This window comes from Streptomyces sp. NPDC085866, assembly GCF_044541035.1.
Taxonomy (GTDB): domain Bacteria; phylum Actinomycetota; class Actinomycetes; order Streptomycetales; family Streptomycetaceae; genus Streptomyces.
This window is the reverse complement of record NZ_JBITSQ010000023.1, coordinates 61,194-81,806: the sequence shown is the minus strand read 5'-3', so window position 1 is coordinate 81,806 and position 20,613 is coordinate 61,194. Positions and strand designations below refer to the sequence as shown.

General features: G+C 71.2%; 17 protein-coding genes and 2 pseudogenes. 15 read left to right on the top strand and 4 right to left on the bottom strand.

Going from position 1 to position 20,613, the window contains the following annotated elements:
* Window positions 1-29 precede the first annotated feature (29 nt).
* From ACIF83_RS40840 to ACIF83_RS40825, 4 genes and pseudogenes are all read left to right on the top strand, one after another.
* A complete protein-coding gene (locus tag ACIF83_RS40840; RefSeq protein WP_393483501.1) occupies window positions 30-188 on the top strand; it encodes a twin-arginine translocation signal domain-containing protein in 159 nt (52 codons plus the stop codon).
* Entirely contained in the window at window positions 185-2,155 is a 1,971-nt protein-coding gene (locus ACIF83_RS40835; RefSeq protein ID WP_399735048.1) for a beta-galactosidase, read from the top strand. The genes ACIF83_RS40840 and ACIF83_RS40835 overlap by 4 nt, the downstream gene beginning before the upstream one ends.
* A pseudogene (locus ACIF83_RS40830) lies at window positions 2,152-4,343 on the top strand (glycosyl hydrolase family 95 catalytic domain-containing protein). Before ACIF83_RS40835 ends, ACIF83_RS40830 begins: the two are co-directional and overlap by 4 nt.
* Before the next feature lie 36 nt (window positions 4,344-4,379).
* Window positions 4,380-5,093: a hypothetical protein gene (locus ACIF83_RS40825; protein WP_399735045.1), complete on the top strand. Its 714-nt coding sequence runs from the start codon at window positions 4,380-4,382 to the stop codon at window positions 5,091-5,093.
* Window positions 5,094-5,142: 49 nt separating this feature from the next.
* Here the strand turns inward: ACIF83_RS40825 and ACIF83_RS40820 are convergent, their stop codons facing one another.
* Together ACIF83_RS40820 and ACIF83_RS40815 are read right to left on the bottom strand one after the other, a co-directional pair.
* A complete protein-coding gene (locus ACIF83_RS40820) occupies window positions 5,143-7,185 on the bottom strand; it encodes a TIM-barrel domain-containing protein (RefSeq protein WP_399735042.1) in 2,043 nt (680 codons plus the stop codon).
* 84 nt (window positions 7,186-7,269) lie between these two features.
* The gene (locus ACIF83_RS40815) at window positions 7,270-8,283 is read right to left on the bottom strand and encodes a LacI family DNA-binding transcriptional regulator (RefSeq protein ID WP_393483516.1); all 1,014 of its coding nucleotides are present in this window, start codon (window positions 8,281-8,283) and stop codon (window positions 7,270-7,272) included.
* A 159-nt stretch (window positions 8,284-8,442) separates the two neighbouring features.
* Between ACIF83_RS40815 and ACIF83_RS40810 the strand changes: the two genes are divergently transcribed.
* A complete protein-coding gene (locus ACIF83_RS40810; protein WP_398141137.1) occupies window positions 8,443-8,592 on the top strand; it encodes a hypothetical protein in 150 nt (49 codons plus the stop codon).
* A 132-nt stretch (window positions 8,593-8,724) separates the two neighbouring features.
* Entirely contained in the window at window positions 8,725-10,662 is a 1,938-nt protein-coding gene (locus ACIF83_RS40805) for an acyl-CoA dehydrogenase family protein (protein ID WP_398141138.1), read from the top strand.
* A 1-nt stretch (window position 10,663) separates the two neighbouring features.
* Here the strand turns inward: ACIF83_RS40805 and ACIF83_RS40800 are convergent, their stop codons facing one another.
* Window positions 10,664-11,122 (bottom strand): lamin tail domain-containing protein, encoded by a 459-nt coding sequence (locus tag ACIF83_RS40800; protein WP_393483525.1) that lies wholly within the window; start codon window positions 11,120-11,122, stop codon window positions 10,664-10,666.
* Window positions 11,123-11,320: 198 nt separating this feature from the next.
* On the opposite strand from ACIF83_RS40800, the gene dxr reads away from it, so the two are divergent.
* The 4 genes from dxr (at window position 11,321) to ACIF83_RS40780 (ending at window position 15,739) form a co-directional block, all read left to right on the top strand.
* Window positions 11,321-12,586 carry a 1-deoxy-D-xylulose-5-phosphate reductoisomerase gene (gene dxr, locus ACIF83_RS40795; RefSeq protein ID WP_399735037.1) on the top strand — a complete coding sequence of 422 codons (1,266 nt, stop codon included), beginning with the start codon at window positions 11,321-11,323 and terminating at the stop codon, window positions 12,584-12,586.
* The gene (locus tag ACIF83_RS40790) at window positions 12,583-13,887 is read left to right on the top strand and encodes a M50 family metallopeptidase (RefSeq protein ID WP_393483531.1); all 1,305 of its coding nucleotides are present in this window, start codon (window positions 12,583-12,585) and stop codon (window positions 13,885-13,887) included. The genes dxr and ACIF83_RS40790 overlap by 4 nt, the downstream gene beginning before the upstream one ends.
* A gap of 169 nt (window positions 13,888-14,056) precedes the next feature.
* Entirely contained in the window at window positions 14,057-15,214 is a 1,158-nt protein-coding gene (gene ispG / locus ACIF83_RS40785; RefSeq protein WP_399735033.1) for a flavodoxin-dependent (E)-4-hydroxy-3-methylbut-2-enyl-diphosphate synthase, read from the top strand.
* A 318-nt stretch (window positions 15,215-15,532) separates the two neighbouring features.
* On the top strand, window positions 15,533-15,739 hold the full coding sequence (locus tag ACIF83_RS40780) for a hypothetical protein (protein WP_398141140.1): 207 nt from the start codon (window positions 15,533-15,535) through the stop codon (window positions 15,737-15,739).
* Window positions 15,740-15,854: 115 nt separating this feature from the next.
* Here the strand turns inward: ACIF83_RS40780 and ACIF83_RS40775 are convergent, their stop codons facing one another.
* On the bottom strand, window positions 15,855-16,010 hold the full coding sequence (locus tag ACIF83_RS40775) for a hypothetical protein (RefSeq protein ID WP_393483540.1): 156 nt from the start codon (window positions 16,008-16,010) through the stop codon (window positions 15,855-15,857).
* Window positions 16,011-16,110: 100 nt separating this feature from the next.
* On the opposite strand from ACIF83_RS40775, the gene ACIF83_RS40770 reads away from it, so the two are divergent.
* The 5 genes and pseudogenes from ACIF83_RS40770 to ACIF83_RS40750 all read left to right on the top strand — a co-directional run bounded on the left by ACIF83_RS40770 (window position 16,111) and on the right by ACIF83_RS40750 (window position 20,594).
* Complete coding sequence (locus ACIF83_RS40770) at window positions 16,111-16,959, top strand: GNAT family N-acetyltransferase (RefSeq protein WP_393483542.1); 849 nt, start codon at window positions 16,111-16,113, stop codon at window positions 16,957-16,959.
* 145 nt (window positions 16,960-17,104) lie between these two features.
* Window positions 17,105-17,635, top strand: coding sequence for a GNAT family N-acetyltransferase (locus tag ACIF83_RS40765; RefSeq protein WP_393483545.1), 531 nt, complete (start codon window positions 17,105-17,107; stop codon window positions 17,633-17,635).
* Between the two features lie 74 nt (window positions 17,636-17,709).
* Window positions 17,710-19,416 (top strand): proline--tRNA ligase, encoded by a 1,707-nt coding sequence (locus ACIF83_RS40760; protein ID WP_393483548.1) that lies wholly within the window; start codon window positions 17,710-17,712, stop codon window positions 19,414-19,416.
* A gap of 571 nt (window positions 19,417-19,987) precedes the next feature.
* Window positions 19,988-20,119 (top strand): annotated as a pseudogene (locus tag ACIF83_RS40755) (NADH-quinone oxidoreductase subunit E); the annotation flags it as partial.
* A 142-nt stretch (window positions 20,120-20,261) separates the two neighbouring features.
* Window positions 20,262-20,594 carry a ferredoxin gene (locus tag ACIF83_RS40750; RefSeq protein WP_399735027.1) on the top strand — a complete coding sequence of 111 codons (333 nt, stop codon included), beginning with the start codon at window positions 20,262-20,264 and terminating at the stop codon, window positions 20,592-20,594.
* Window positions 20,595-20,613 lie beyond the last annotated feature (19 nt).

The following is a 20,613-nucleotide window of genomic DNA, read 5'->3' as shown; positions in this document are numbered from 1 at the left end:
CCAACCAGCCCACGCGCACCGAGGTACCCATGCCCACCCCGAGCCGCAGAACCGTCCTCGCCGGAACGGCAGTCGCAGCAGGACTCAGCGCGCTCGGCGTGGAGGCCATGGCCGTGGACCCCGTCCACCCGGACCGCCTCTGCCTCGCCACCGACGGGCGGGGCATCCAGTACGGAGAGCCCGCATGAAGCCGACCCTCGCCGACGCCACCCGCGGCCGTGTCCTCTTCGGCGGTGACTACAACCCGGAGCAGTGGCCCGAGGAGACCTGGCACGAGGACGTCCGGCTGATGCGGGACGCCGGCGTCAACTCCGTGACCCTCGGCGTCTTCTCCTGGTCGAAGCTCGAACCCGAGCCGGGGCGACGGGAGTTCGGCTGGCTGGACCGGCTGATGGACCTGATGCACGACAACGGCATCGGCGTCGTCCTCGCCACCCCGACCTGCTCCCCGCCGCCCTGGCTCGGCCGGCTGCACCCGGACACCCTGCCCCGGGACGCCGACGGGCGGATCGAGTGGTGGGGCGGGCGCCAGCACTTCTCGCACTCCAGCGCCACCTACCGCCGGTACGCCGCCGCCATCACCGAGGACATGGCCGCCCGCTACGCCGCGCACCCGGCCCTCACGATGTGGCACATCAACAACGAGTACTGCACCTTCGACTACGGCGACGAGGCGGCTGGCGCCTTCCGTCGCTGGCTGCGGGAGAGGTACGACACCCTCGACGCCCTCAACTCCGCCTGGGGAACGGCCTTCTGGAGCCAGGCGTACGACACCTGGGACGGCATCCTGCCCCCGCGTCACGCGCACTACCTGCACAACCCCGGCCAGGTGCTGGACTTCCGCCGCTTCACCTCCGACATGCTGCTGGAGTGCTGCACGGCCGAGCGGGACATCGTCCGTCGGCACACCCCGCATCTCCCGGTGACCAGCAACTTCATGCCGCTGTGGTTCGGGCAGGACGCCTGGCGCTGGGCGCAGGAGGAGGACGTCGTCTCCGTCGACCTCTATCCCGACCCCCGTGACCCGCTCGGCGCCCAGCGCGGGGCCCTGGTGCACGACCTCACCCGCTCACAGGCACGCGGCCCCTGGATGCTCATGGAGCAGGCGGCCGGACCCGTCAACTGGCGCGGCGTGAACCACCCCAAGCCGCGCGGTCTCAACCGGCTCTGGTCCTTCCAGGCCGTCGCCCGGGGCGCCGACGCCGTCTGCTTCTTCCAGTGGCGCCAGTCCCGGCAGGGCGCCGAGAAGTTCCACTCCGGGATGGTCAGCCACGCGGGGGAGCAGGGCCGTACGTATCAGGAGGTCAGACAGCTAGGCACCGAACTCGCCCGGATCGGGCCCCAGGTGGCCGGACGGCACAGCGGCGCCGAGATCGCGATCCTGCACGACTGGCACTCCTGGTGGGCCGGCGCCCACGAGGGCCGGCTGTCCAGCGAGGTCGACCTGCCGGACGTGCTGCACGCCTGGCACCGGGCCCTGTGGGAGTCCCACCTCGGCACCGACTTCGCCCACCCGGAGCACGACCTGTCCCGCTACCGGCTCGTCGTGATCCCCCAGCTGTACCTCCTCACCGACACCGCGATCGCCGACCTCCTCGCCTACGTCCGCGCCGGCGGCACCCTGGTCTCCGGCTTCCTCACCGGCATCGCCGACGAGGACGACCGGGTCAGGCCCGGCGGGATGGACGCCCGGCTGCGCGAGCTGTTCGGCATCCGCACGCTGCACGAGTGGTGGCCGCTGGCGCCGGGGGAGACCGTGGAGTGCGACGGCTTCCGCGGCACCCTGTGGTCGGAGGAGATCGAACCGGAACCCGGTGCCGTCGAGACGGTGCCGTACCAGGGCGGCGAGCTGGACGGACTGCCCGCCGTGCTGCGCAGGGGGCGCGCCTGGTACGTCTCCACGCTCCCCGAACCGGACGCGCTGCGCGCGCTGCTCGCCCGGATCGCCGCCGAGGCGGGCGTGCGCCCGGTGCTCGACGGGCTCCCGGCGGGAGTCGAGGCGGTGCGCCGCGGCGAGCTGCTGTTCCTGCTCAACCACGGGCGTGAGCCGGTCGCCGTCGAGGTCCCGGGCACCCACCACGAGCTGCTCGGCGACACGGCCGTCACCGGCGAGGTCACCCTCGGCCGCTACGGCGTGGCGGTGCTGCGGTCATGAGCCACGTCCCCGTCCAGGGCACCTGGGAACCGGCCCCCGCCGCCCGCTGGGAGGACGCCTTCCTGAGCGGCAACGGCCACCACGGCGCCCTCGCGTTCGGTGATCCGAACGATGACCGGGTCATCGTCACCCAGCACACCCTGGTTCGCCCCAACGGTGGCGAACGCGCCCGGCCGCCCCGCCTCGCCGCCGAACTCCGCGCCGTCCAGGACCGGTTGCTCGCCGGAGACCGCACGGCGGCCGAGAGCTTCACCGACGGCCGCCCGCTCCAGTGGGTGCAGCCGTTCCACCCGGCCTTCCAGATACGGGTGAGCAGGCCCGCCGGCAGCGTGCGCGGCTACCGCCGGGCCGTCGACTTCACCACCGGCGAGGCGACGGCCGCCTGCGCCGACTGGAGCAGCCGCGTCTTCGTCTCCCGCGCCGACGACGTGATCGTGCACGAGGTCGTGGCGGGCGACCTTCTCGTCTCGTTGGACCACCGGCTCCCGGGAGCCCCGGCCGGCCTGGATGTCGGCCACGGCGCGCTCCTCACCCCCGAGGGCGCCCTGCTGAGCCTGCGCGCCCGCTACCCGGACAGCGACCGCGCCTACACCGGCGTGACCCTGGCCGCGGTCCTCGGCGGCACCGCCGAACTGGTCCCGCCGGGCGTCCGCGCCACCGGCGCCCGCTCGGTGCTGCTGCTGACCCGGGTGCGCCGCCACACCGGCGACCTGGACGTGGTCGCCGAGGGCCGGGAGCTGCGTGCTCTCCTCGGCAGCCGCGAGGGGCCGTACGACGAGCTCCTCGGCCGCCATCTGGACCGCCGCCGCACCGCCTACCAGCGGGTCACCCTCGACCTGGGCGGCGACCCGGCAGACCGCGCCCTGCCCGGCTCGGTGCTGCTCGAGCGGCCGCGCAGCACCGCCCTGCTGGAGCGGCTCTTCGCCGCCGGCCGCTACCACCTGCTCTCCAGCAGCGGTCTGTGCCCGCCGCGCCTGACCGGTCTGTGGACCGGCGACTGGAACACGGCCTGGTCCGGGGCGTTCACCAACGACGCCAACCTCAACCTCCAGACCGCCTCGGCTGCGGCCGCAGCGCTCCCCGAAGTGACCGCAGCCCAAGCATCATTGATTCACCGTCAGCTCCCCGACTGGCAGGACAACGCCCGCTCGGTCTTCGGCGCGAGGGGCGTCGTCGCGCCCGCCCACACCGACGGCGAGTCCGGCCTGTCGTACCACTTCAGCCGCGAACACCCGCTGCACCTGTGGACGGCCGGCGCCGACTGGCTGCTCACACCGCTGGTCGACCACGACGAGACCCGCGGCGCCCAGGATCCGGGCACGGCCGCCGTCCTCGCCGAGATCGCCGCGTTCTACGAGGACTTCCTCACCCGCACCGACGCCGACGGCCACCTCGTCGTCGTCCCGTCCTACTCGCCCGAGAACCGGCCCGCGAACGCCGGCTGGGGCGCGCTCAACGCGGCCATGGACCTCTCCGCCGCCCGGCACGCCCTGCTGACCGCCGCCCGCTATCACCCCGAACAGGCCGCGAAGTGGCGGGAGTTGGCCGACCACCTGCCCCCGCATGGATCAACGCCGACGGCGCCCTCGCCGAATGGGCCTGGTCCGGCCTGGACGACACCTACGACCACCGCCATCTCAGCCATCTCTACGGCGTCTGGCCCCTGGACGAGATCAACCCCTACGACACCCCGGACCTGGCCGCCGCCGCCCACCGCGCCCTCGAACTGCGCGGCGCGGAGAACCACTCGGCCCACGGCCATCTCCACCACGCCCTGATCGCGGCCCGGCTGCGGGACGCCGACCGGGTCGCGCACGCCCTGCGTCAGGTCCTGGAGGGCGACTTCTTCCACGCGTCCCTGATGAGCGCCCACTACCCGAACCGGGACGTCTACAACGCGGACGCCGCGCACACCCTCCCCGCCGTGCTGATCGAGACGCTCGTGCAGTCCACCCCGGACCGGCTCGTCCTGCTGCCGGCCGTCCCGGGCGGCTGCCCCCGAGGCGAACTGAGGGGCGTGCGCACCCGGTTCGGCGCGGAGATCGACCTCAGCTGGACCCCCGACGGTGCCCGAGCCGTCGTCCGGCCCGGCCGCACCCACCGCGTCGAACTGCGGACTTCCTCCGGCGCGGAGCCGCTCGACCTCGTCGCCGGAGAAGACCGCGTCCTCACCCTGGGGGCGCGGTGACCGAGGTAACTCCCCCCACCCATGGAAGGGACACCCATGGCAACAAGCACGCTCAGCAGGGTCGCCAAGGCCCTGATCACCCCCGCGCTCGCCCTCGGCGCCACCGTCGGCCTCGCCTCGGCGCCCGCCTCCGCCGCCGTCTGGAACTCCTGCGACCAGTGGGGCAACACCACGCTGAACGGCTACACCCTCTACAACAACATCTGGGGCTCCGGCGCGGGCAGCCAGTGCGTCTGGGCCAACTCCGGCACCAACTGGGGTGTCTGGGCCGACCACCCCGACACCGGCGGCATCAAGTCCTACCCGAACGCCAAGAAGGTGATCAACAAGTCGATCACCTCGCTCTCCTCGCTCACCAGCAGCTACAACGTCACCGTGCCGTCGTCCGGCGCGTACAACACGTCGTACGACATCTGGGACACCGGCTACAAGTACGAGGTCATGCTCTGGGTCAACAAGACCGGAGCCGTCGGCCCGCTCGGCACCTCGCAGGGCTCCCTCACCCTCGGCGGCTCCACCTGGACCGTCTACAAGGGCAACAACGGCTCCAACGACGTCTTCTCCTTCGTGCGCAGCTCCAACTCCGGCTCCGGCACGGTGAACATCCTGCCGATCCTGAAGTGGATCAAGGACACGAAGGGCTGGTTCGGCGACGTGACCATCGGTGACCTGCAGTTCGGCTACGAGATCACCTCGTCGTCCGGCGGGCTGAACTTCACCACCAACAGCTACGGCGTCAGCAGCAGCTGAGCGGCGTGAAAGGGGCCGGTCCCGGGCGGGACCGGCCCCTCTCGTGCGCTCAGCCGGCGATCGCCAGCTCCGCGCCGTCCCGCAGGAACAGCGGGATGCGGTCCAGCGGGGCGTCCACCGTCACGGCCGTACCGCCCTCGTACGTCTCACCCGTCCAGGCGTCCGTCCAGCGGGCGCCCGCCGGAAGGTACGTCGTGCGGGCCGTGGCGCCCGCCGTCATTACCGGGGCGACCAGCAGGTCGCGGCCGAAGAGATAGGCGTCGTCGACGGACCAGGCCGTCTGGTCGTCGGGGAACTCCAGGAACAGCGGGCGCATCACCGGCAGACCCTCCTCGTGGGCCCCCCGCATCACCTGGAGCACATACGGCTTCAGGCGCTCGCGCAGCCGCAGGTACTTCTCCAGGATCGCGCCGGCCTCCTCGCCGTACGACCACACCTCGTTCGGGCCGCCGGTCATGTCCGGGCCCAGTGGCGTTCCCGGGTCGCGGAAGCCGTGCAGACGCATCAGCGGGGACAGCGCGCCGAACTGGAACCAGCGGATCATGACCTCGCGGTACGCCGGGTCGTCCGGGTCGCCGCCGTGGAAGCCGCCGATGTCGGTGTTCCACCAGGGGATGCCGGAGAGCGCCGTGTTGAGGCCGGCCGCGATCTGGCGGCGCAGGGTCGCGAAGTCGGTGCCGATGTCACCGGACCACAGGGCGGCGCCGTAGCGCTGACTGCCCGCCCACGCGGAGCGGTTCAGCGTGACCACGTCCGTCTCGCCGGCCGCCTGCAGGCCCTCGTGGAAGGTGCGGGAGTTCTCACGCGGGTAGAGGTTGCCGACCTCCAGACCGGGGCCCGCCCAGTAGCGCAGGTTCTCCGGGAAGCCCGGCTTCAGCTCCGGCTCGCAGGCGTCCAGCCAGAAGGCCGTGATGCCGTACGGGGCGAGGTAGTTGTCGCGGACGCGGGACCACACGAACTCCCGCGCCTCGGGGTTGGTGGCGTCGTAGAAGGCCACCTGGACGGTCGAGGCGACCTCCTTGTCCGGCCAGTCGGCGTGCGCCATCGGGCCGTACTGGGTGCCGATGAACCAGCCGCGCTGCTCCATCAGCGGGTGGTTCTCGGACAGCGGCGACACCGACGGCCACACGGACACGACCAGCTTGACGCCCAGTTCGTCCAGCTCGCGGACCATCGCGCCCGGGTCGGGCCACTCCTTCGGGTCGAACTTCCACTCGCCGAGGTGGGTCCAGTGGAAGAAGTCGCAGACGATCGCGGAGAGCGGCAGGCCACGGCTCCTGTACTCCCGCGCCACCTTGAGGAGTTCGTCCTGGGTGCGGTAGCGCAGCTTGCACTGCCAGAAGCCCGCCGCCCACTCCGGCAGCATCGGCGAACGCCCGGTGACCGCGCTGTAGGCGCGCTGGCCGTCGGCCGGGGTGCCCGCGGTGATCCAGTAGTCGAGCTGCCGGGCCGAGTCGGCCACCCAGCGGGTGCCGTTGGCCGCCAGCTCCACCCGGCCGATCGCCGGGTTGTTCCACAGCAGGGTGTAGCCCCGGCTGGAGACCAGCACCGGGACGCTCACCTCGGCGTTGCGCTGCACCAGGTCCAGCACCAGGCCCTTCTGGTCCAGCCGGCCGTGCTGGTGCTGGCCCAGGCCGTACAGCTTCTCGCCCTCGTAGGCGGCGAAGCGCTGCTCCAGCCGGTGATGGCCGTTGCCGACGGCCGTGTACAGGCGCGTGCCGGGCCACCAGAAGTGGGCGCGCTCCTCCGCGAGCAGTTCCGCGCGGTCGTCGGTGCGCAGGAAGCGGATCAGACCCTCGGCGGTCACCTCGACGGTGAGTGCGCCGACCGTCAACAGCCCCTGCTCCGCGGTGACCTTGACGGTGCTCTCGGTGGCCGGCGGGGCGTCCGGAAGCGCACCCGGCAGCCCTTCCAGGACCGGGCCGCCGAGCCGGGCGCGCACCCGGACCGCGTCCGGACCCCACGGCTCGATCCGCACCGTCTCCTGACGGCCGCTCCACTCCAGCGCCCCGTCCCGCTCACGGAAGGTGCCGACGGTGGGGGAGGACTGCGCGAGGCTGACCTTGGGCTGAATTCCGGCAGGCTGATTCACGGCATGCTCCTGAGAAGAGGAGTGCAGACAGGGACAGCAGGCAGAGGTGGGCCCCGGACGTCCGGCGCACCGGGAGGAGATACGTCAGGATGCGGCGGGCGCCGGTCCCGAACTCGCCCGTACCGTCAGCTCGGGCGCGATCAGCACGACCTCGTCGCCGCCCCGCCCGTCCAGCTTGGCCACCAGGTGCTCCACGGCGTGCCGGCCCATCTCCTGCGCGGGGACGGCGACCGAGGTCAGCCGCACCGAGGCCTGGACCGCCACCTGGTCCGGGCAGATCGCGACCACGGACACGTCCTCGGGCACGGCCCGCCCCTGCTGGCGCAGCAGCGCGAGCAGCGGCTCCACCGCGGACTCGTTCTGCACGACGAACCCGGTGGTGCCCGGGCGCTCGTCGAGGATCCGGGCCAGGGTCACGGCCATCGCGTCGTACCCGCCCTCGCACGGGCGGTGCAGCACCCGCACGCCGGTCTCGCGGGCTCGGGAGCGCAGCCCGTCGAGGGTGCGCTCGGCGAAGCCGGTGTGCCGCTCGTAGACGGCCGGGGCCTCGCCGATGACAGCGATGTCACGGTGCCCGAGCCCCACCAGATGCTCCACGCACAGCGCGCCCGTCGCACTCCAGTCCAGATCCACGCAGGTCAGACCGGCGGTGTCGGCGGGCAGCCCGATCAGGACCGAGGGCTGGTCGGTCTCCCGCAGCAGCGGCAGCCGCTCGTCCTCCAGCTCGACGTCCATCAGGATCATCGCGTCGGCGAGACCGCTGCCGGTGACCCGGCGCACCGCGTCGGGGCCCTCCTCGCCGGTGAGCAGCAGGACGTCGTACCCGTGTGTGCGGGCCGTGGTGGCCACCGCGATGGCGATCTCCATCATCACCGGCACGTACATGTCGGTGCGCAGCGGGATCATCAGCGCGATGATGTTCGACCGGTTGCTCGCCAGGGCGCGCGCGCCCGCGTTGGGGTGGTAGCCGAGCTCGCGGATGCTCTGCTCGACCCGCTGCCGGGTGGTGGCGGAGATGGACCGCTTGCCGCTGAGGACATAGCTCACCGTGCTCGCCGAGACTCCGGCGTGCTGGGCGACCTCGGCGAGGGTGACCATCCAGCTCTCCAAGCTTTGTGAAGCGCTTCGACACTGCGCATTGCTGACAAGGGCGAGTGAGGGTGTATTGACAGTAGCTTCAGCGGGGGTGGGTGTCCATAGGCTGTCGAAGCGCTTCGACAGCAATTCCGACGCCAAGGGCCGTGCACCACCGGTGCCATGCTGAACCTGGACGACTTCACCCAGGCACTCGTTCGGCGCAAGCTGCTGAGCGACGACAAGTACGTCTCCGGCATCGAGGCCGGAACCGAGGTATTCAAGGGCTCCGGGCGGCTGGACGCGAAGTCGTACTCGGTCGACATCGGCTGAACCCGTCCGTCGGCGTCGACCGAACGGCGCGCGAGGACTGGTGGGGTCGGCCGGATTCGGGTACCAACGATCCAGTAGCACTGGTCGGTAAGGATCGGTCCTCAACATCCCTATTGCGGCGAGGTGAGCCTCATGTCCGCCCCCACCACCCAACGCAAAACCGTCACTGAGCGCGAGGCGCGCCAGGTGGCGGAGGCCGCCCGGGAACAGGACTGGCGCAAGCCCAGCTTCGCCAAGGAACTGTTCCTCGGACGCTTCCGGCTCGACCTCATCCATCCCCATCCGCTCCCGGAGCCCGAGAGCGTGCGCCGCGGCGAGGAGTTTCTCGCCAAGCTGCGCGTCTTCTGCGAGGCGACGATCGACTCGGCCCGCATCGAGCGCGAGGCACGCATCCCCGACGAGGTCATCGCCGGCCTGAAGGAACTCGGCGCGCTCGGCATGAAGATCGACCCCAAGTACGGCGGTCTCGGCCTCACCCAGCTGTACTACAACAAGGCCCTCGCCCTGGTCGGCTCCGCGAGCCCCGCGGTCGGCGCCCTGCTCTCCGCCCACCAGTCGATCGGCGTACCCCAGCCGCTGAAGCTCTTCGGCACCCAGGAGCAGAAGGACGCCTTCCTGCCCCGCTGCGCCCGCACGGACATCTCCGCCTTCCTGCTCACCGAGCCGGACGTCGGCTCCGACCCGGCCCGCCTCGCGACTACGGCCGTCCCGGACGGGGACGACTACGTCCTCGACGGGGTGAAGCTGTGGACCACCAACGGGGTGGTCGCCGACCTGCTGGTCGTCATGGCGCGGGTGCCGAAGTCCGAGGGGCACAAGGGCGGCATCACCGCCTTCGTGGTGGAGGCCACCGCCGAGGGCGTCACCGTGGAGAACCGCAACGCCTTCATGGGCCTGCGCGGCATCGAGAACGGCGTCACCCGCTTCCACCAGGTCCGGGTCCCGGCCGCCAGCCGCATCGGCCCCGAGGGTGCGGGCCTGAAGATCGCGCTCACCACCCTCAACACCGGCCGGCTGTCGCTCCCGGCGATGTGCGCCGGCGCCGGCAAGTGGTGCCTGAAGATCGCCCGCGAGTGGGCCGCCGAGCGGGAGCAGTGGGGCAAGCCGGTCGCGCTGCACGAGGCCGTCGGATCCAAGATCAGCTTCATCGCGGCCACGACCTTCGCCCTGGAGGCCGTTCTCGACCTGTCGTCGCAGATGGCCGACGAGGACCGCAACGACATCCGCATCGAGGCCGCCCTCGCCAAGCTCTACGGCTCCGAGATGGCCTGGCTGATGGCCGACGAACTGGTCCAGATCCGCGGCGGCCGCGGCTACGAGACGGCCGAGTCCCTCAAGGAGCGCGGCGAGCGCTCCGTCCCGGCCGAGCAGATCCTGCGCGACCTGCGCATCAACCGGATCTTCGAGGGCTCGACGGAGATCATGCACCTGCTCATCGCCCGCGAGGCCGTGGACGCCCACCTCTCTGTCGCCGGCGACCTCATCGACCCCGACAAGTCCCTGTCGGACAAGGCGAGGGCGGGCGCCAACGCGGGCGTCTTCTACGCTAAGTGGCTGCCGAAGCTGGTCGCCGGGCCCGGTCAACTGCCCTCCTCGTACCACGCGTTCAAGCGTGAGACGGACCTCTCCGGGCATCTGCGCTACGTCGAGCGGCACGCCCGCAAGCTGGCCCGCTCCACGTTCTACGCCATGTCCCGCTGGCAGGGCCGGATGGAGACCAAGCAGGGCTTCCTCGGCCGGATCGTGGACATCGGCGCGGAGCTGTTCGCGATGAGCGCGGCCTGTGTGCGCGCCGAGCGGCTGCGCGGCGAGGGCGAGCACGGCCGCGAGGCCTACCAGCTCGCCGACGCCTTCTGCCGCCAGTCCCGCCTTCGTGTCGAGGAACTCTTCAACCGGCTGTGGGCCAACACCGACGACCTCGACCGCAAGGTGGTCAAGGGTGTGCTCGGCGGGGCCTACGAGTGGCTGGAGGAAGGGATCGTCGACCCGTCGGGCGAGGGCCCGTGGATCGCCGACGCGACCCCCGGACCCGCCACCCGCGAGAACGCGCGCCGCCCGTACGGCGGGTAGCTCAGCAGTACGTGTCGCTCGGATCCCGCGTCGTCCAGGAGCAGGAGTCGACCTTGGTGCCGCTCGCCCTGGTCAGCGTGGCCGTGTCCCTGTCGTTGTTCCAGACGTAGGCACGGCGGCCCTGGTACTTGTTCGACGCGGTGTCCGAGCCGCTGCCGGTGTGGATCTTCATGTACTTCCCGGCGCCGATCCTGACGTCCGGGAAGACGTACTTGTGGTTCGAGGCGTCCTTCAGGATCCAGCCCTTGAGCGAGACCGCCGAGCCGCCGCTGTTCTTGATCTGCACCCACTCGGCGTTGAGGCTCTTGTTGGAGCGGTCGTCCCGGCCCGGGCTGTCGAACCAGACGTGGTGGATGTGCACGCCGCCGGCCGCCTGGGCCGGGGTGCTGAGCAGGGTTCCGGTGAGCAGAGCCGCGCCCGCGAGGGCGGGCAGGGCGGCGCGTATGCGCACAGTACGCATGGAGAGATCCCCCCAGGATGTCGTCCGCGAAGTCGTACCCGGACCGGTCGACCACCGGCCCGACTGAAGTGTTATCACATGATCTTCACTCCGACTTCACAAACGGAAAACCACCCCATCCGGCAACGAAAGCTGTTAACGCACCCGCCCGAGGGATGCCCTGTCCGACCGCCCACGGCCAGCGGCCACAATGGAGGGATGACCGACAGTCCCGCCAGTCCCGCACCCCTCGCCGACCCGCACCTCGTGTACGACCCCCTCGCGGGAGACGGCCCGAAGGACGTGGTGATCCTCGGCTCCACCGGGTCCATCGGAACCCAGGCCATCGACCTCGTGCTGCGCCACCCCGACCGCTTCCGGGTCACCGCCCTCTCCGCGAACGGCGCCCGCACGGCCCTGCTCGCCGAGCAGGCGCACCGGCTGCGGGTGCGGACCGTGGCGGTCGCCCGCGAGGACGCCGTACCGGCCCTGCGCGAGGCGCTGACCGAGCGGTACGGCGCCGGGGAGCCGCTCCCCGAGATCCTCGCCGGACCGGAGGCGGCCACCCAGGTCGCCGCCTCCGACTGCCACACGGTGCTCAACGGCATCACCGGGTCCATCGGCCTCGCGCCCACCCTGGCCGCCCTGGAGGCGGGCCGCACCCTCGCGCTCGCCAACAAGGAGTCGCTGATCGTCGGCGGCCCGCTGGTCAAGGCCCTCGCCATGCCCGGGCAGATCATCCCGGTCGACTCCGAGCACGCCGCGCTCTTCCAGGCCCTCGCCTCCGGCACCCGCGCCGACGTGCGCAAGCTGGTCGTCACCGCCTCCGGCGGCCCCTTCCGCGGCCGCACCAAGGCCGAGCTGGCGAACGTCACCGTCGAGGACGCCCTCGCGCACCCCACCTGGGCCATGGGCCCGGTGATCACGATCAACTCCGCGACCCTCGTCAACAAGGGTCTGGAAGTCATCGAGGCGCACCTGCTCTACGACATTCCCTTCGACCGCATTGAGGTCGTCGTGCATCCCCAGTCGTATGTTCACTCGATGGTCGAGTTCACCGACGGATCCACGATCGCCCAGGCGACGCCCCCCGACATGCGCGGGCCGATCGCCATCGGTCTGGGCTGGCCCGAACGTGTTCCCGACGCGGCGCCCGCCTTCGACTGGAGCAAGGCCTCCACCTGGGAGTTCTTCCCGCTGGACAACGAGGCCTTCCCCTCGGTGAACCTCGCCCGGCACGTGGGGCAGCTCGCGGGGACCGCCCCGGCGGTGTTCAATGCGGCCAACGAGGAGTGTGTCGAGGCCTTCCGCACCGGCGCACTGCCCTTCAACGGCATCATGGAGACCGTCACACGGGTGGTCGAGGAGCACGGCACCCCGGTCACGGGAACCTCACTCACCGTGTCGGACGTCCTCGAAGCGGAGACCTGGGCACGGGCCCGGGCGCGCGAACTGACAGACCGGACCGCGGAGGCGCGTGCATGACGACCTTGATGTTCATCCTCGGCATAGTGGTCTTCGCGGTCGGCCTGCTCGTCTCGATCGCCTGGCACGAGCTGGGGCACCTGTCCACGGCCAAGCTCTTCGGCATCCGCGTCCCGCAGTACATGGTCGGCTTCGGCCCGACCGTCTGGTCGCGCGCGAAGGGCGAGACCGAGTACGGCATCAAGGCCATCCCGCTCGGCGGCTACATCCGCATGATCGGCATGTTCCCGCCCGACGAGGCCGGCCGGGTCTCCGCCCGCTCCACCTCCCCGTGGCGCGGCATGATCGAGGACGCCCGCTCGGCGGCCTTCGAGGAGCTCAAGCCGGGTGACGAGACGCGGATGTTCTACACGCGCAAGCCGTGGAAGCGCGTCATCGTCATGTTCGCGGGCCCGTTCATGAACCTGATCCTCGCGATCGGCCTGTTCCTGACCGTGCTGATGGGCTTCGGCATCCAGCAGGAGACCACCTCCGTCGAGTCCGTCTCGCCCTGCGTCATCGCGCAGAGCCAGCACCGCGACAGCTGCAAGAAGTCCGACCCGGCCTCCCCGGCCGCGGACGCCGGCATGAAGGCGGGCGACAAGATCGTCTCCTTCGGCGGCGTACCGACCAAGGACTGGAACACCCTCTCGGACCTGATCCGGGACAGCGCGGGCAAGAACGTGGCGATCGTCGTCGACCGCAAGGGCCAGGAGCTGACCCTGCACGCGAAGATCGCCACCAATCAGGTCGCCAAGAAGGACTCCAGCGGCACCTACGTCCAGGGCCAGTACGTGAAGGCCGGCTTCCTCGGCTTCAGCGCGGCCCACGGTGTCGTCAAGCAGGACTTCGGCCAGTCCGTGACCTGGATGACCGACCGGGCCGGCGACGCCGTCGACTCCCTCGTCGCCCTGCCCGGCAAGATCCCGGCCCTGTGGGACGCGGCCTTCGGCAACGGCCCGCGCGAGCCGGACTCCCCGATGGGTATCGTCGGCGCGGCCCGGGTCACCGGCGAGATCGCCACCCTGGACATCCCGGCCTCGCAGCAGCTGGCCATGGCCCTCTTCGTGGTCGCCGGGTTCAACCTCTCCCTGTTCCTGTTCAACATGCTCCCGCTGCTCCCGCTCGACGGCGGGCACATCGCGGGCGCCCTGTGGGAGTCGCTCAGGCGGAACGTGGCCCGGGTGCTGCGCCGGCCGGACCCCGGTCCGTTCGACGTGGCCAAGCTGATGCCGGTGGCGTACGTGGTGGCCGGGATCTTCGTCTGCTTCACGATCCTGGTGCTGATCGCGGACGTGGTCAACCCGGTGAAAATCTCGTAGTCATCCGACGTTCAAGGCGGCCCGGGACCCTGTGTCCCGGGCCGCCTTCCATTGAGTGGGTTTGCCGGGTGGGATGTGCTCGGCCCGGGGCCGGTGCCGTAATCTCGAAGCCTGGAGCCCGCCGTTCACGGGACCGGACCTTGATCCACGACTTGGGGTTGCACAGCAGATGACTGCGATTTCTCTCGGCATGCCGTCCGTTCCGACCAAGCTCGCCGAGCGCCGGAAGAGCCGGCAGATCCAGGTCGGATCCGTGGCGGTCGGCGGAGACGCGCCCGTCTCGGTCCAGTCGATGACCACGACCCGTACGTCCGACATCGGTGCCACCCTCCAGCAGATCGCCGAGCTGACCGCGTCCGGCTGCCAGATCGTGCGCGTGGCCTGCCCCACCCAGGACGACGCCGACGCCCTCGCGACCATCGCCCGCAAGTCGCAGATCCCGGTCATCGCCGACATCCACTTCCAGCCGAAGTACGTCTTCGCGGCCATCGAGGCCAGCTGCGCCGCCGTCCGCGTCAACCCCGGCAACATCAAGCAGTTCGACGACAAGGTCAAGGAGATCGCCAAGGCCGCCAAGGAGCACGGCACCCCGATCCGCATCGGCGTCAACGCCGGCTCCCTGGACCGCCGCCTGCTCCAGAAGTACGGCAAGGCGACCCCCGAGGCCCTGGTCGAGAGCGCCCTGTGGGAGGCCTCCCTCTTCGAGGAGCACGACTTCCGCGACATCAAGATCTCGGTCAAGCACAACGACCCGGTCGTGATGATCGAGGCCTACCGCCAGCTCGCCGAGCAGTGCGACTACCCGCTCCACCTGGGCGTCACCGAGGCCGGCCCCGCCTTCCAGGGCACGATCAAGTCCGCGGTCGCCTTCGGCGCGCTGCTCAGCCAGGGCATCGGCGACACCATCCGCGTCTCCCTCTCCGCGCCCCCGGCCGAGGAGGTCAAGGTCGGCATCCAGATCCTGGAGTCGCTGAACCTCAAGCAGCGCGGCCTGGAGATCGTCTCCTGCCCGTCCTGCGGCCGCGCCCAGGTCGACGTCTACAAGCTGGCCGAGGAGGTCACGGCGGGCCTGACCGGCATGGAGGTCCCGCTGCGCGTCGCCGTCATGGGCTGTGTCGTCAACGGCCCCGGCGAGGCCCGCGAGGCCGACCTCGGCGTCGCCTCCGGCAACGGCAAGGGCCAGATCTTCGTCAAGGGCGAGGTCATCAAGACCGTCCCCGAGTCCAAGATCGTGGAGACCCTCATCGAAGAGGCCATGAAGCTCGCCGAGCAGATGGAGGCCGAGGGCATCGCCTCCGGCGAACCGTCCGTCTCGGTCGCGGACTGACGCGGTACCGCTTCGGGGGCGGTCGACCTCCCGCGAGGCCGATCGCCCCGTCGGCTTCTCAGCAGGGGCGCATCCAGACGTTCGGCTCCCGATACAGGCCCTCGTCCGTGTCCCGGTCGACATGCAGCAGGCTCAGCCCGTCCGGGATCACGTACGCACCGGACTCCGGGAGGGCGAGGCCCGTCCAGCCCTCCCGCTCGGCGACCGTGGCCGGTCATCGTCTGCGACTCCGGCGCCGCCACCAGGATCTCGGCACCGAGACGCTCGTGCGTCCGTATCCACGGGTCGAGGGCGGCACCGTCGGGCCGCCGCCACCGCATGAACGTCTCGACGGGCGTCACCGGACACCGCGCCTTCGTCGTCGGGCGCACCGGCGCGATCACCCGGCCCAGCCCCGCCTCCCGGGCCGTCTGCCGCAGCGCGGTCAGTGTCCGGCCCGCCAGCCCGCGCCCCTTCATCGACGGGGTGACGACGGCCCCGCAGGTCACCAGCATGTCCGGCTCGACTCCCTGCTCCCGCCCCTGAACGGCCCGCACCAGCGCGTCCGTGTATCCCGAGGGAAGCCCGTCGATCCGCCCGTCCCACCGCACCGGCACACCCCACCCGGCGGCGACCGGCACCCCGTCCGCGTCCACGAGCATCAGATCCAGGGCCGCGAGAACTCCCGCACCCGGCCCAGGTACTCCTTCACCAGCCGATCGCCCGTGATGAACTGCGGAAATCCCTCACTGAACAGCTCCCCGAGCTGCTCCTCGGGGCGGCTGCGGGCGTCGGCGCGTTCGGTTGTCAAGATCATGCGACGTTTGTAGGTCAGGGCCGAGTTCGACGAGGCAGCGCGGCACAAATTCGGCAGGTAAAGTGCGGAGATCAGCAGACCCCAGTGTGAGGCCCCGCCCGTGTTGACCCAGACGACCTCCCGGGTCCTCGAACCGAGCGACCTGGATGCCGCGCTCGCCGTCCTCGACCGCGAGCCGGTCGCGAACGCCTTCGTGACGTCCCGGGTGCAGATCGCCGGGCTCGACCCCTGGCGCCTCGGCGGCGAGATGTGGGGCTGGTACGAGGACGGCATGCTCACGTCCCTCTGCTACGCGGGCGCCAACCTGGTCCCGATCTGTGCCTCCCCGCGCGCCGTCCGCGCCTTCGCCGACCGCGCCCGCAGGGCCGGCCGCCGTTGCTCCTCCATCGTCGGGCCCGCCGAACCCACCACCCAGCTGTGGCGCCTGCTGGAACCGCACTGGGGCCCGGCCCGCGAGGTCCGCGCCCACCAGCCCCTGATGGTCACCGACCGCATGCCCGACGACATCGCCCCGGATCCCTACGTCCGCCGCATCCGCAAGGACGAGATGGAGACGATCATGCCGGCGTGCGTGGCGATGTTCACCGAGGAGGTCGGTGTCTCGCCGCTGGCCGGCGACGGCGGTCTGCTCTACCAGGCCCGGGTCGCCGAACTGGTCGGCTCCGGCCGCTCCTTCGCCCGCCTCGACGAACACGGCAAGGTCGTCTTCAAGGCGGAGATCGGCGCGGCGACGTCCCAGGCCTGCCAGATCCAGGGCGTGTGGGTGGCACCGGAGTACCGCGGCAGGGGCCTGGCGACGCCCGGCATGGCAGCCGTCCTGCGCTACGCGCTGGCCGACGTGGCTCCGGTGGTGAGCCTCTACGTCAACGACTTCAACACGGCGGCGAGGCGGACCTACCGGCGCGTGGGCTTCCAGGAGGTCGGCGCCTTCATGAGCGTTCTCTTCTGAGACGTCCAGCTCTTCCGAGACATCCAGGGGGCGGCCGGCCCGGGGGCGCGGGCCGAATCGATGTGCGGCTCCGCCGCGTGGGCGCGAGCACCCACGGATCACCCGCACCCCGCACACAGCGCGAACCCCCCTGTACGCTCCCCGCATGGACCTCGTGATCGGCCCCCTGGACCTCTCAGCCCACGTCGACGAGGCCCTCGCCGTCCAAGCCGTCGCCTTCGGACTCGGCCCGGACGAGGTCGCCGTACGCCGCCAGATCGTCCAGCGTCACATGCAGTACCCGGGCGCCAGGGCCCTCGGCGCGACCGTCGGCGGACTGCTCGTCGGCTTCGTCTACGGCATGCCCAACTCCCGCACCCACTGGTGGTCCACGGTCGTGGAGCCCTACCTCCGCGCCCAGCACAACGACCTCTGGCTGGACGACTCCTTCGTCATCACCGAGCTGCACGTCCACCCCGACCACCAGAACCGCGGCGTCGGCCGCCGTCTGATCACCACCATCACCGACGGCGCCGCCGAACCCCGCTCGATCCTCTCCGCGATCGACACCGACAGCCCGGCCCGCGGCCTCTACCACTCTCTCGGCTACGTCGACCTCGCCCGCCAGGTCCACTTCCCGAGCGCTCCCCGGCCGTACGCCGTGATGGGCGCACCTCTGCCACTGCGTCGGCGTTAACCGATTTCCACCGGAACAGCCAGCCCGGCTAACCTCCTATGCCATCACCCTTACCCGGCAGGAGTACGAGAACCATGGCGAACGCACCGGTCCAGCGCATGTCCCAGTTGATGGCGAAGACGCTGCGCGACGACCCGGCGGACGCCGAGGTCCTCAGCCACAAGCTCCTCGTCCGTGCCGGCTACGTCCGTCGCACCGCCGCAGGCATCTGGAGCTGGCTGCCCCTCGGCAAGAAGGTCTTCTCCAACGTGGAGCGGATCGTCCGCGAGGAGATGGACGCGATCGGCGCCCAGGAGGTGCTGCTGCCCGCCCTCCTGCCCCGGGAGCCGTACGAGGCGACCGGCCGCTGGGACGAGTACGGCCAGGAGCTGTTCCGGCTCAAGGACCGCAAGGGCGGTGACTACCTCCTCGGCCCCACCCACGAGGAGATCTTCACCCTTCTGGTCAAGGACCAGTGCACGTCTTACAAGGACCTGCCGGTGATCCTCTACCAGATCCAGACCAAGTTCCGTGACGAGGCCCGCCCCCGCGCCGGCATCCTGCGCGGCCGCGAGTTCCAGATGAAGGACTCCTACTCCTTCGACCTGGACGACGAGGGCCTCGCCCGGTCCTACGCCCTGCACCGCGAGGCCTACCGGCGCACCTTCGAGCGCCTCGGCCTCGACTACCGCATCGTCGCCGCCACCGCCGGTGCGATGGGCGGCTCCAAGTCCGAGGAGTTCCTGGCTCCGGCCGAGGCCGGCGAGGACACCTTCGCGGACTGCCCGAACTGCGACTTCGCCGCCAACACCGAGGCGATCACCTACGAGCTCAAGCCGGTGGACGGCTCGGCCGTGCCCGCGCTCGAGGAGATCCCCACCCCCGACACCCCGACCATCGAGACCCTGGCCGCCTCCCTCGGCGTCCCGGCCTCCGCCACGCTGAAGAACCTGCTGGTCAAGGTTGACGGTGAGATCGTCGCCGTGGGCGTGCCCGGCGACCGCGAGGTCGACCTGGGCAAGGTCGAGGAGCACTTCGCCCCGGCGGTCGTCGAGATGGTCACCGAGGCGGACTTCTCGGGCCGTCCGGACCTGGTGCGCGGCTACGTCGGCCCGCAGGGCCTGGGCGAGAAGGTGAAGTACATCGCCGACCCGCGCGTGGCCCCCGGCACCGCCTGGATCACCGGCGCCAACAAGGAGCACACGCACGCCAAGAACGTCGTCGCCGGCCGTGACTTCGAGGTCGACGAGTACGTGGACGTCGTCGTGGTCCTGGAGGGCGACCCCTGCCCCAAGTGCGGCACCGGCCTGAAACTGGACCGCGCCATCGAGATCGGCCACATCTTCCAGCTGGGCCGCAAGTACGCCGACGCCCTCAAGCTCGACGTCCTCGGCCAGAACGGCAAGCCGGTCCGCGTCACCATGGGCTCCTACGGCATCGGCGTCTCCCGCGCCGTCGCCGCGCTCGCCGAGCAGACCGCCGACGAGCAGGGCCTGTGCTGGCCCAAGGAGGTCGCCCCGGCCGACGTGCACGTCGTCGCCGCCGGCAAGGCGCTGCAGACCGAGCTGGCGCTCGACGTCGCCGGGAAGCTGGCCGCCGCGGGCGTCCGCGTCCTGGTGGACGACCGGGCCGGGGTCTCCCCGGGCGTGAAGTTCACCGACGCCGAGCTGATCGGCGTACCGCAGATCCTGGTGGCCGGCCGCCGCTCCGGCGAGGGTGTGCTGGAGCTGAAGGACCGTAAGACGGGCGAGCGCGAGGAGCTGTCCGTCGAGGACGCGATCGCCCGCCTGACGGCGCAGTAAAGGAAACCCCCAGAGTAGTTCTCCCGAGGCGTGCAGGCGCCTCACAGGGTTCTCCCAGCCCGTTCCCCGACCGTGGGACGTGACACAGCGTCACGATCCCCACGGGAGGGGAACGGTCATGGACACCAGGGAACGGGGCGCCGCGGCAGCGGTGCGCGGCGGAGCGCGCCGGACGGCGACCGTCGCGGCCGCGATCACGCTGTCGGCGGCCGCCGGGATGTTCGCCCTGATCGGCACCATGCACGCGGCGACCGACACGGCGGCGAGCACCGGCACCACCACGAGCACCGGCACGAGTGACAGCGGGTCGAGCAGCACGGCGTCGAGCAACAGCTCCGACGACTCCGCGAGCCTGCAGTCCTCGAACGGTCTCACCTCCTCCACCGCCGGCTCCGCCGACGCCACCTCGGGGGCGTCGTGACCACGGCCGCCGCCGACTGGCGCGCCCTCGGCACCACCGTCCGCATGGTCGTCACGGACCCGGCCCTGCTCGACTCCTGCACCCTGCTCCTGGCCCGCCACCTCACCGTGGTCGACGCGGCGTGCAACCGCTTCCGGGACGACTCCGAGCATGACCGGGCGCGGGGGAGCGGCGTTCCCGGCGTACCGCAAGTGCGTGGCGGTCGCCGACGCGGCCCGGCGCACCGGGCGGGCGCCCGTCGTCGTGGCCAACGGCGCGGAGAGCGAGCCCACGAGCCACAAGCACCGCATCCTGAGGCGGTCGCCCCACCTCGTGCTGGACGGGCTCCAGTCGGCCGGCCAGTGCGGCCCCTGCCTCAACGGCCTGTCCCGGATCGCCGTCGCCTTCCGCATCCTGGCCACCCCGAGCCCCCGGGGCTCCACCCGTGCCGACATCGCCCGCTGGGCGGGCCCGGTGGCAGGGCGGCGGCGCCTGCCGCCACCCCGACGGAACGGGCCGCCTGGTCCGCAGCGCGCTGACCGCCTTCGCCACCGAACTCGACGCCCACGCGCGGGGCTTGTGCGCCGAACTGCTCCCCGAGCACACCACCCTGGACGAGTGGGGCTACCCACTCGTCGACGGCCACCCACTACCGGCCCGCACGGTGAAACGGGCCCGCAGGGCGGCTTCGGACTGTCCGGTGCTCGCTTTCAAACTGGGACGCGTTACGGAGGGGCGCGGGGAACTGCGCGAGCAGCCCCCACCGGCCCGCGGGTGACAGAGCGCCTGCACCGCCC

Bases quoted from the DNA above. Each gene is read 5' to 3' on its own strand.
- ACIF83_RS40805 (WP_398141138.1), top strand. From the start codon at position 8,725: ATGTCCGCCCCCACCACCCAACGCAAAACCGTCACTGAGCGCGAGGCG.
- ACIF83_RS40815 (WP_393483516.1), bottom strand. From the start codon at position 8,283: ATGGTCACCCTCGCCGAGGTCGCCCAGCACGCCGGAGTCTCGGCGAGC.
- ACIF83_RS40790 (WP_393483531.1), top strand. From the start codon at position 12,583: ATGACGACCTTGATGTTCATCCTCGGCATAGTGGTCTTCGCGGTCGGC.
- ACIF83_RS40825 (WP_399735045.1), top strand. From the start codon at position 4,380: ATGGCAACAAGCACGCTCAGCAGGGTCGCCAAGGCCCTGATCACCCCC.
- dxr (WP_399735037.1), top strand. From the start codon at position 11,321: ATGACCGACAGTCCCGCCAGTCCCGCACCCCTCGCCGACCCGCACCTC.
- ispG (WP_399735033.1), top strand. From the start codon at position 14,057: ATGACTGCGATTTCTCTCGGCATGCCGTCCGTTCCGACCAAGCTCGCC.
- ACIF83_RS40760 (WP_393483548.1), top strand. From the start codon at position 17,710: ATGGCGAACGCACCGGTCCAGCGCATGTCCCAGTTGATGGCGAAGACG.
- ACIF83_RS40810 (WP_398141137.1), top strand. From the start codon at position 8,443: ATGCTGAACCTGGACGACTTCACCCAGGCACTCGTTCGGCGCAAGCTG.
- ACIF83_RS40775 (WP_393483540.1), bottom strand. From the start codon at position 16,010: ATGATCTTGACAACCGAACGCGCCGACGCCCGCAGCCGCCCCGAGGAG.
- ACIF83_RS40840 (WP_393483501.1), top strand. From the start codon at position 30: ATGCCCACCCCGAGCCGCAGAACCGTCCTCGCCGGAACGGCAGTCGCA.
- ACIF83_RS40835 (WP_399735048.1), top strand. From the start codon at position 185: ATGAAGCCGACCCTCGCCGACGCCACCCGCGGCCGTGTCCTCTTCGGC.
- ACIF83_RS40800 (WP_393483525.1), bottom strand. From the start codon at position 11,122: ATGCGTACTGTGCGCATACGCGCCGCCCTGCCCGCCCTCGCGGGCGCG.
- ACIF83_RS40780 (WP_398141140.1), top strand. From the start codon at position 15,533: ATGAACGTCTCGACGGGCGTCACCGGACACCGCGCCTTCGTCGTCGGG.
- ACIF83_RS40765 (WP_393483545.1), top strand. From the start codon at position 17,105: ATGGACCTCGTGATCGGCCCCCTGGACCTCTCAGCCCACGTCGACGAG.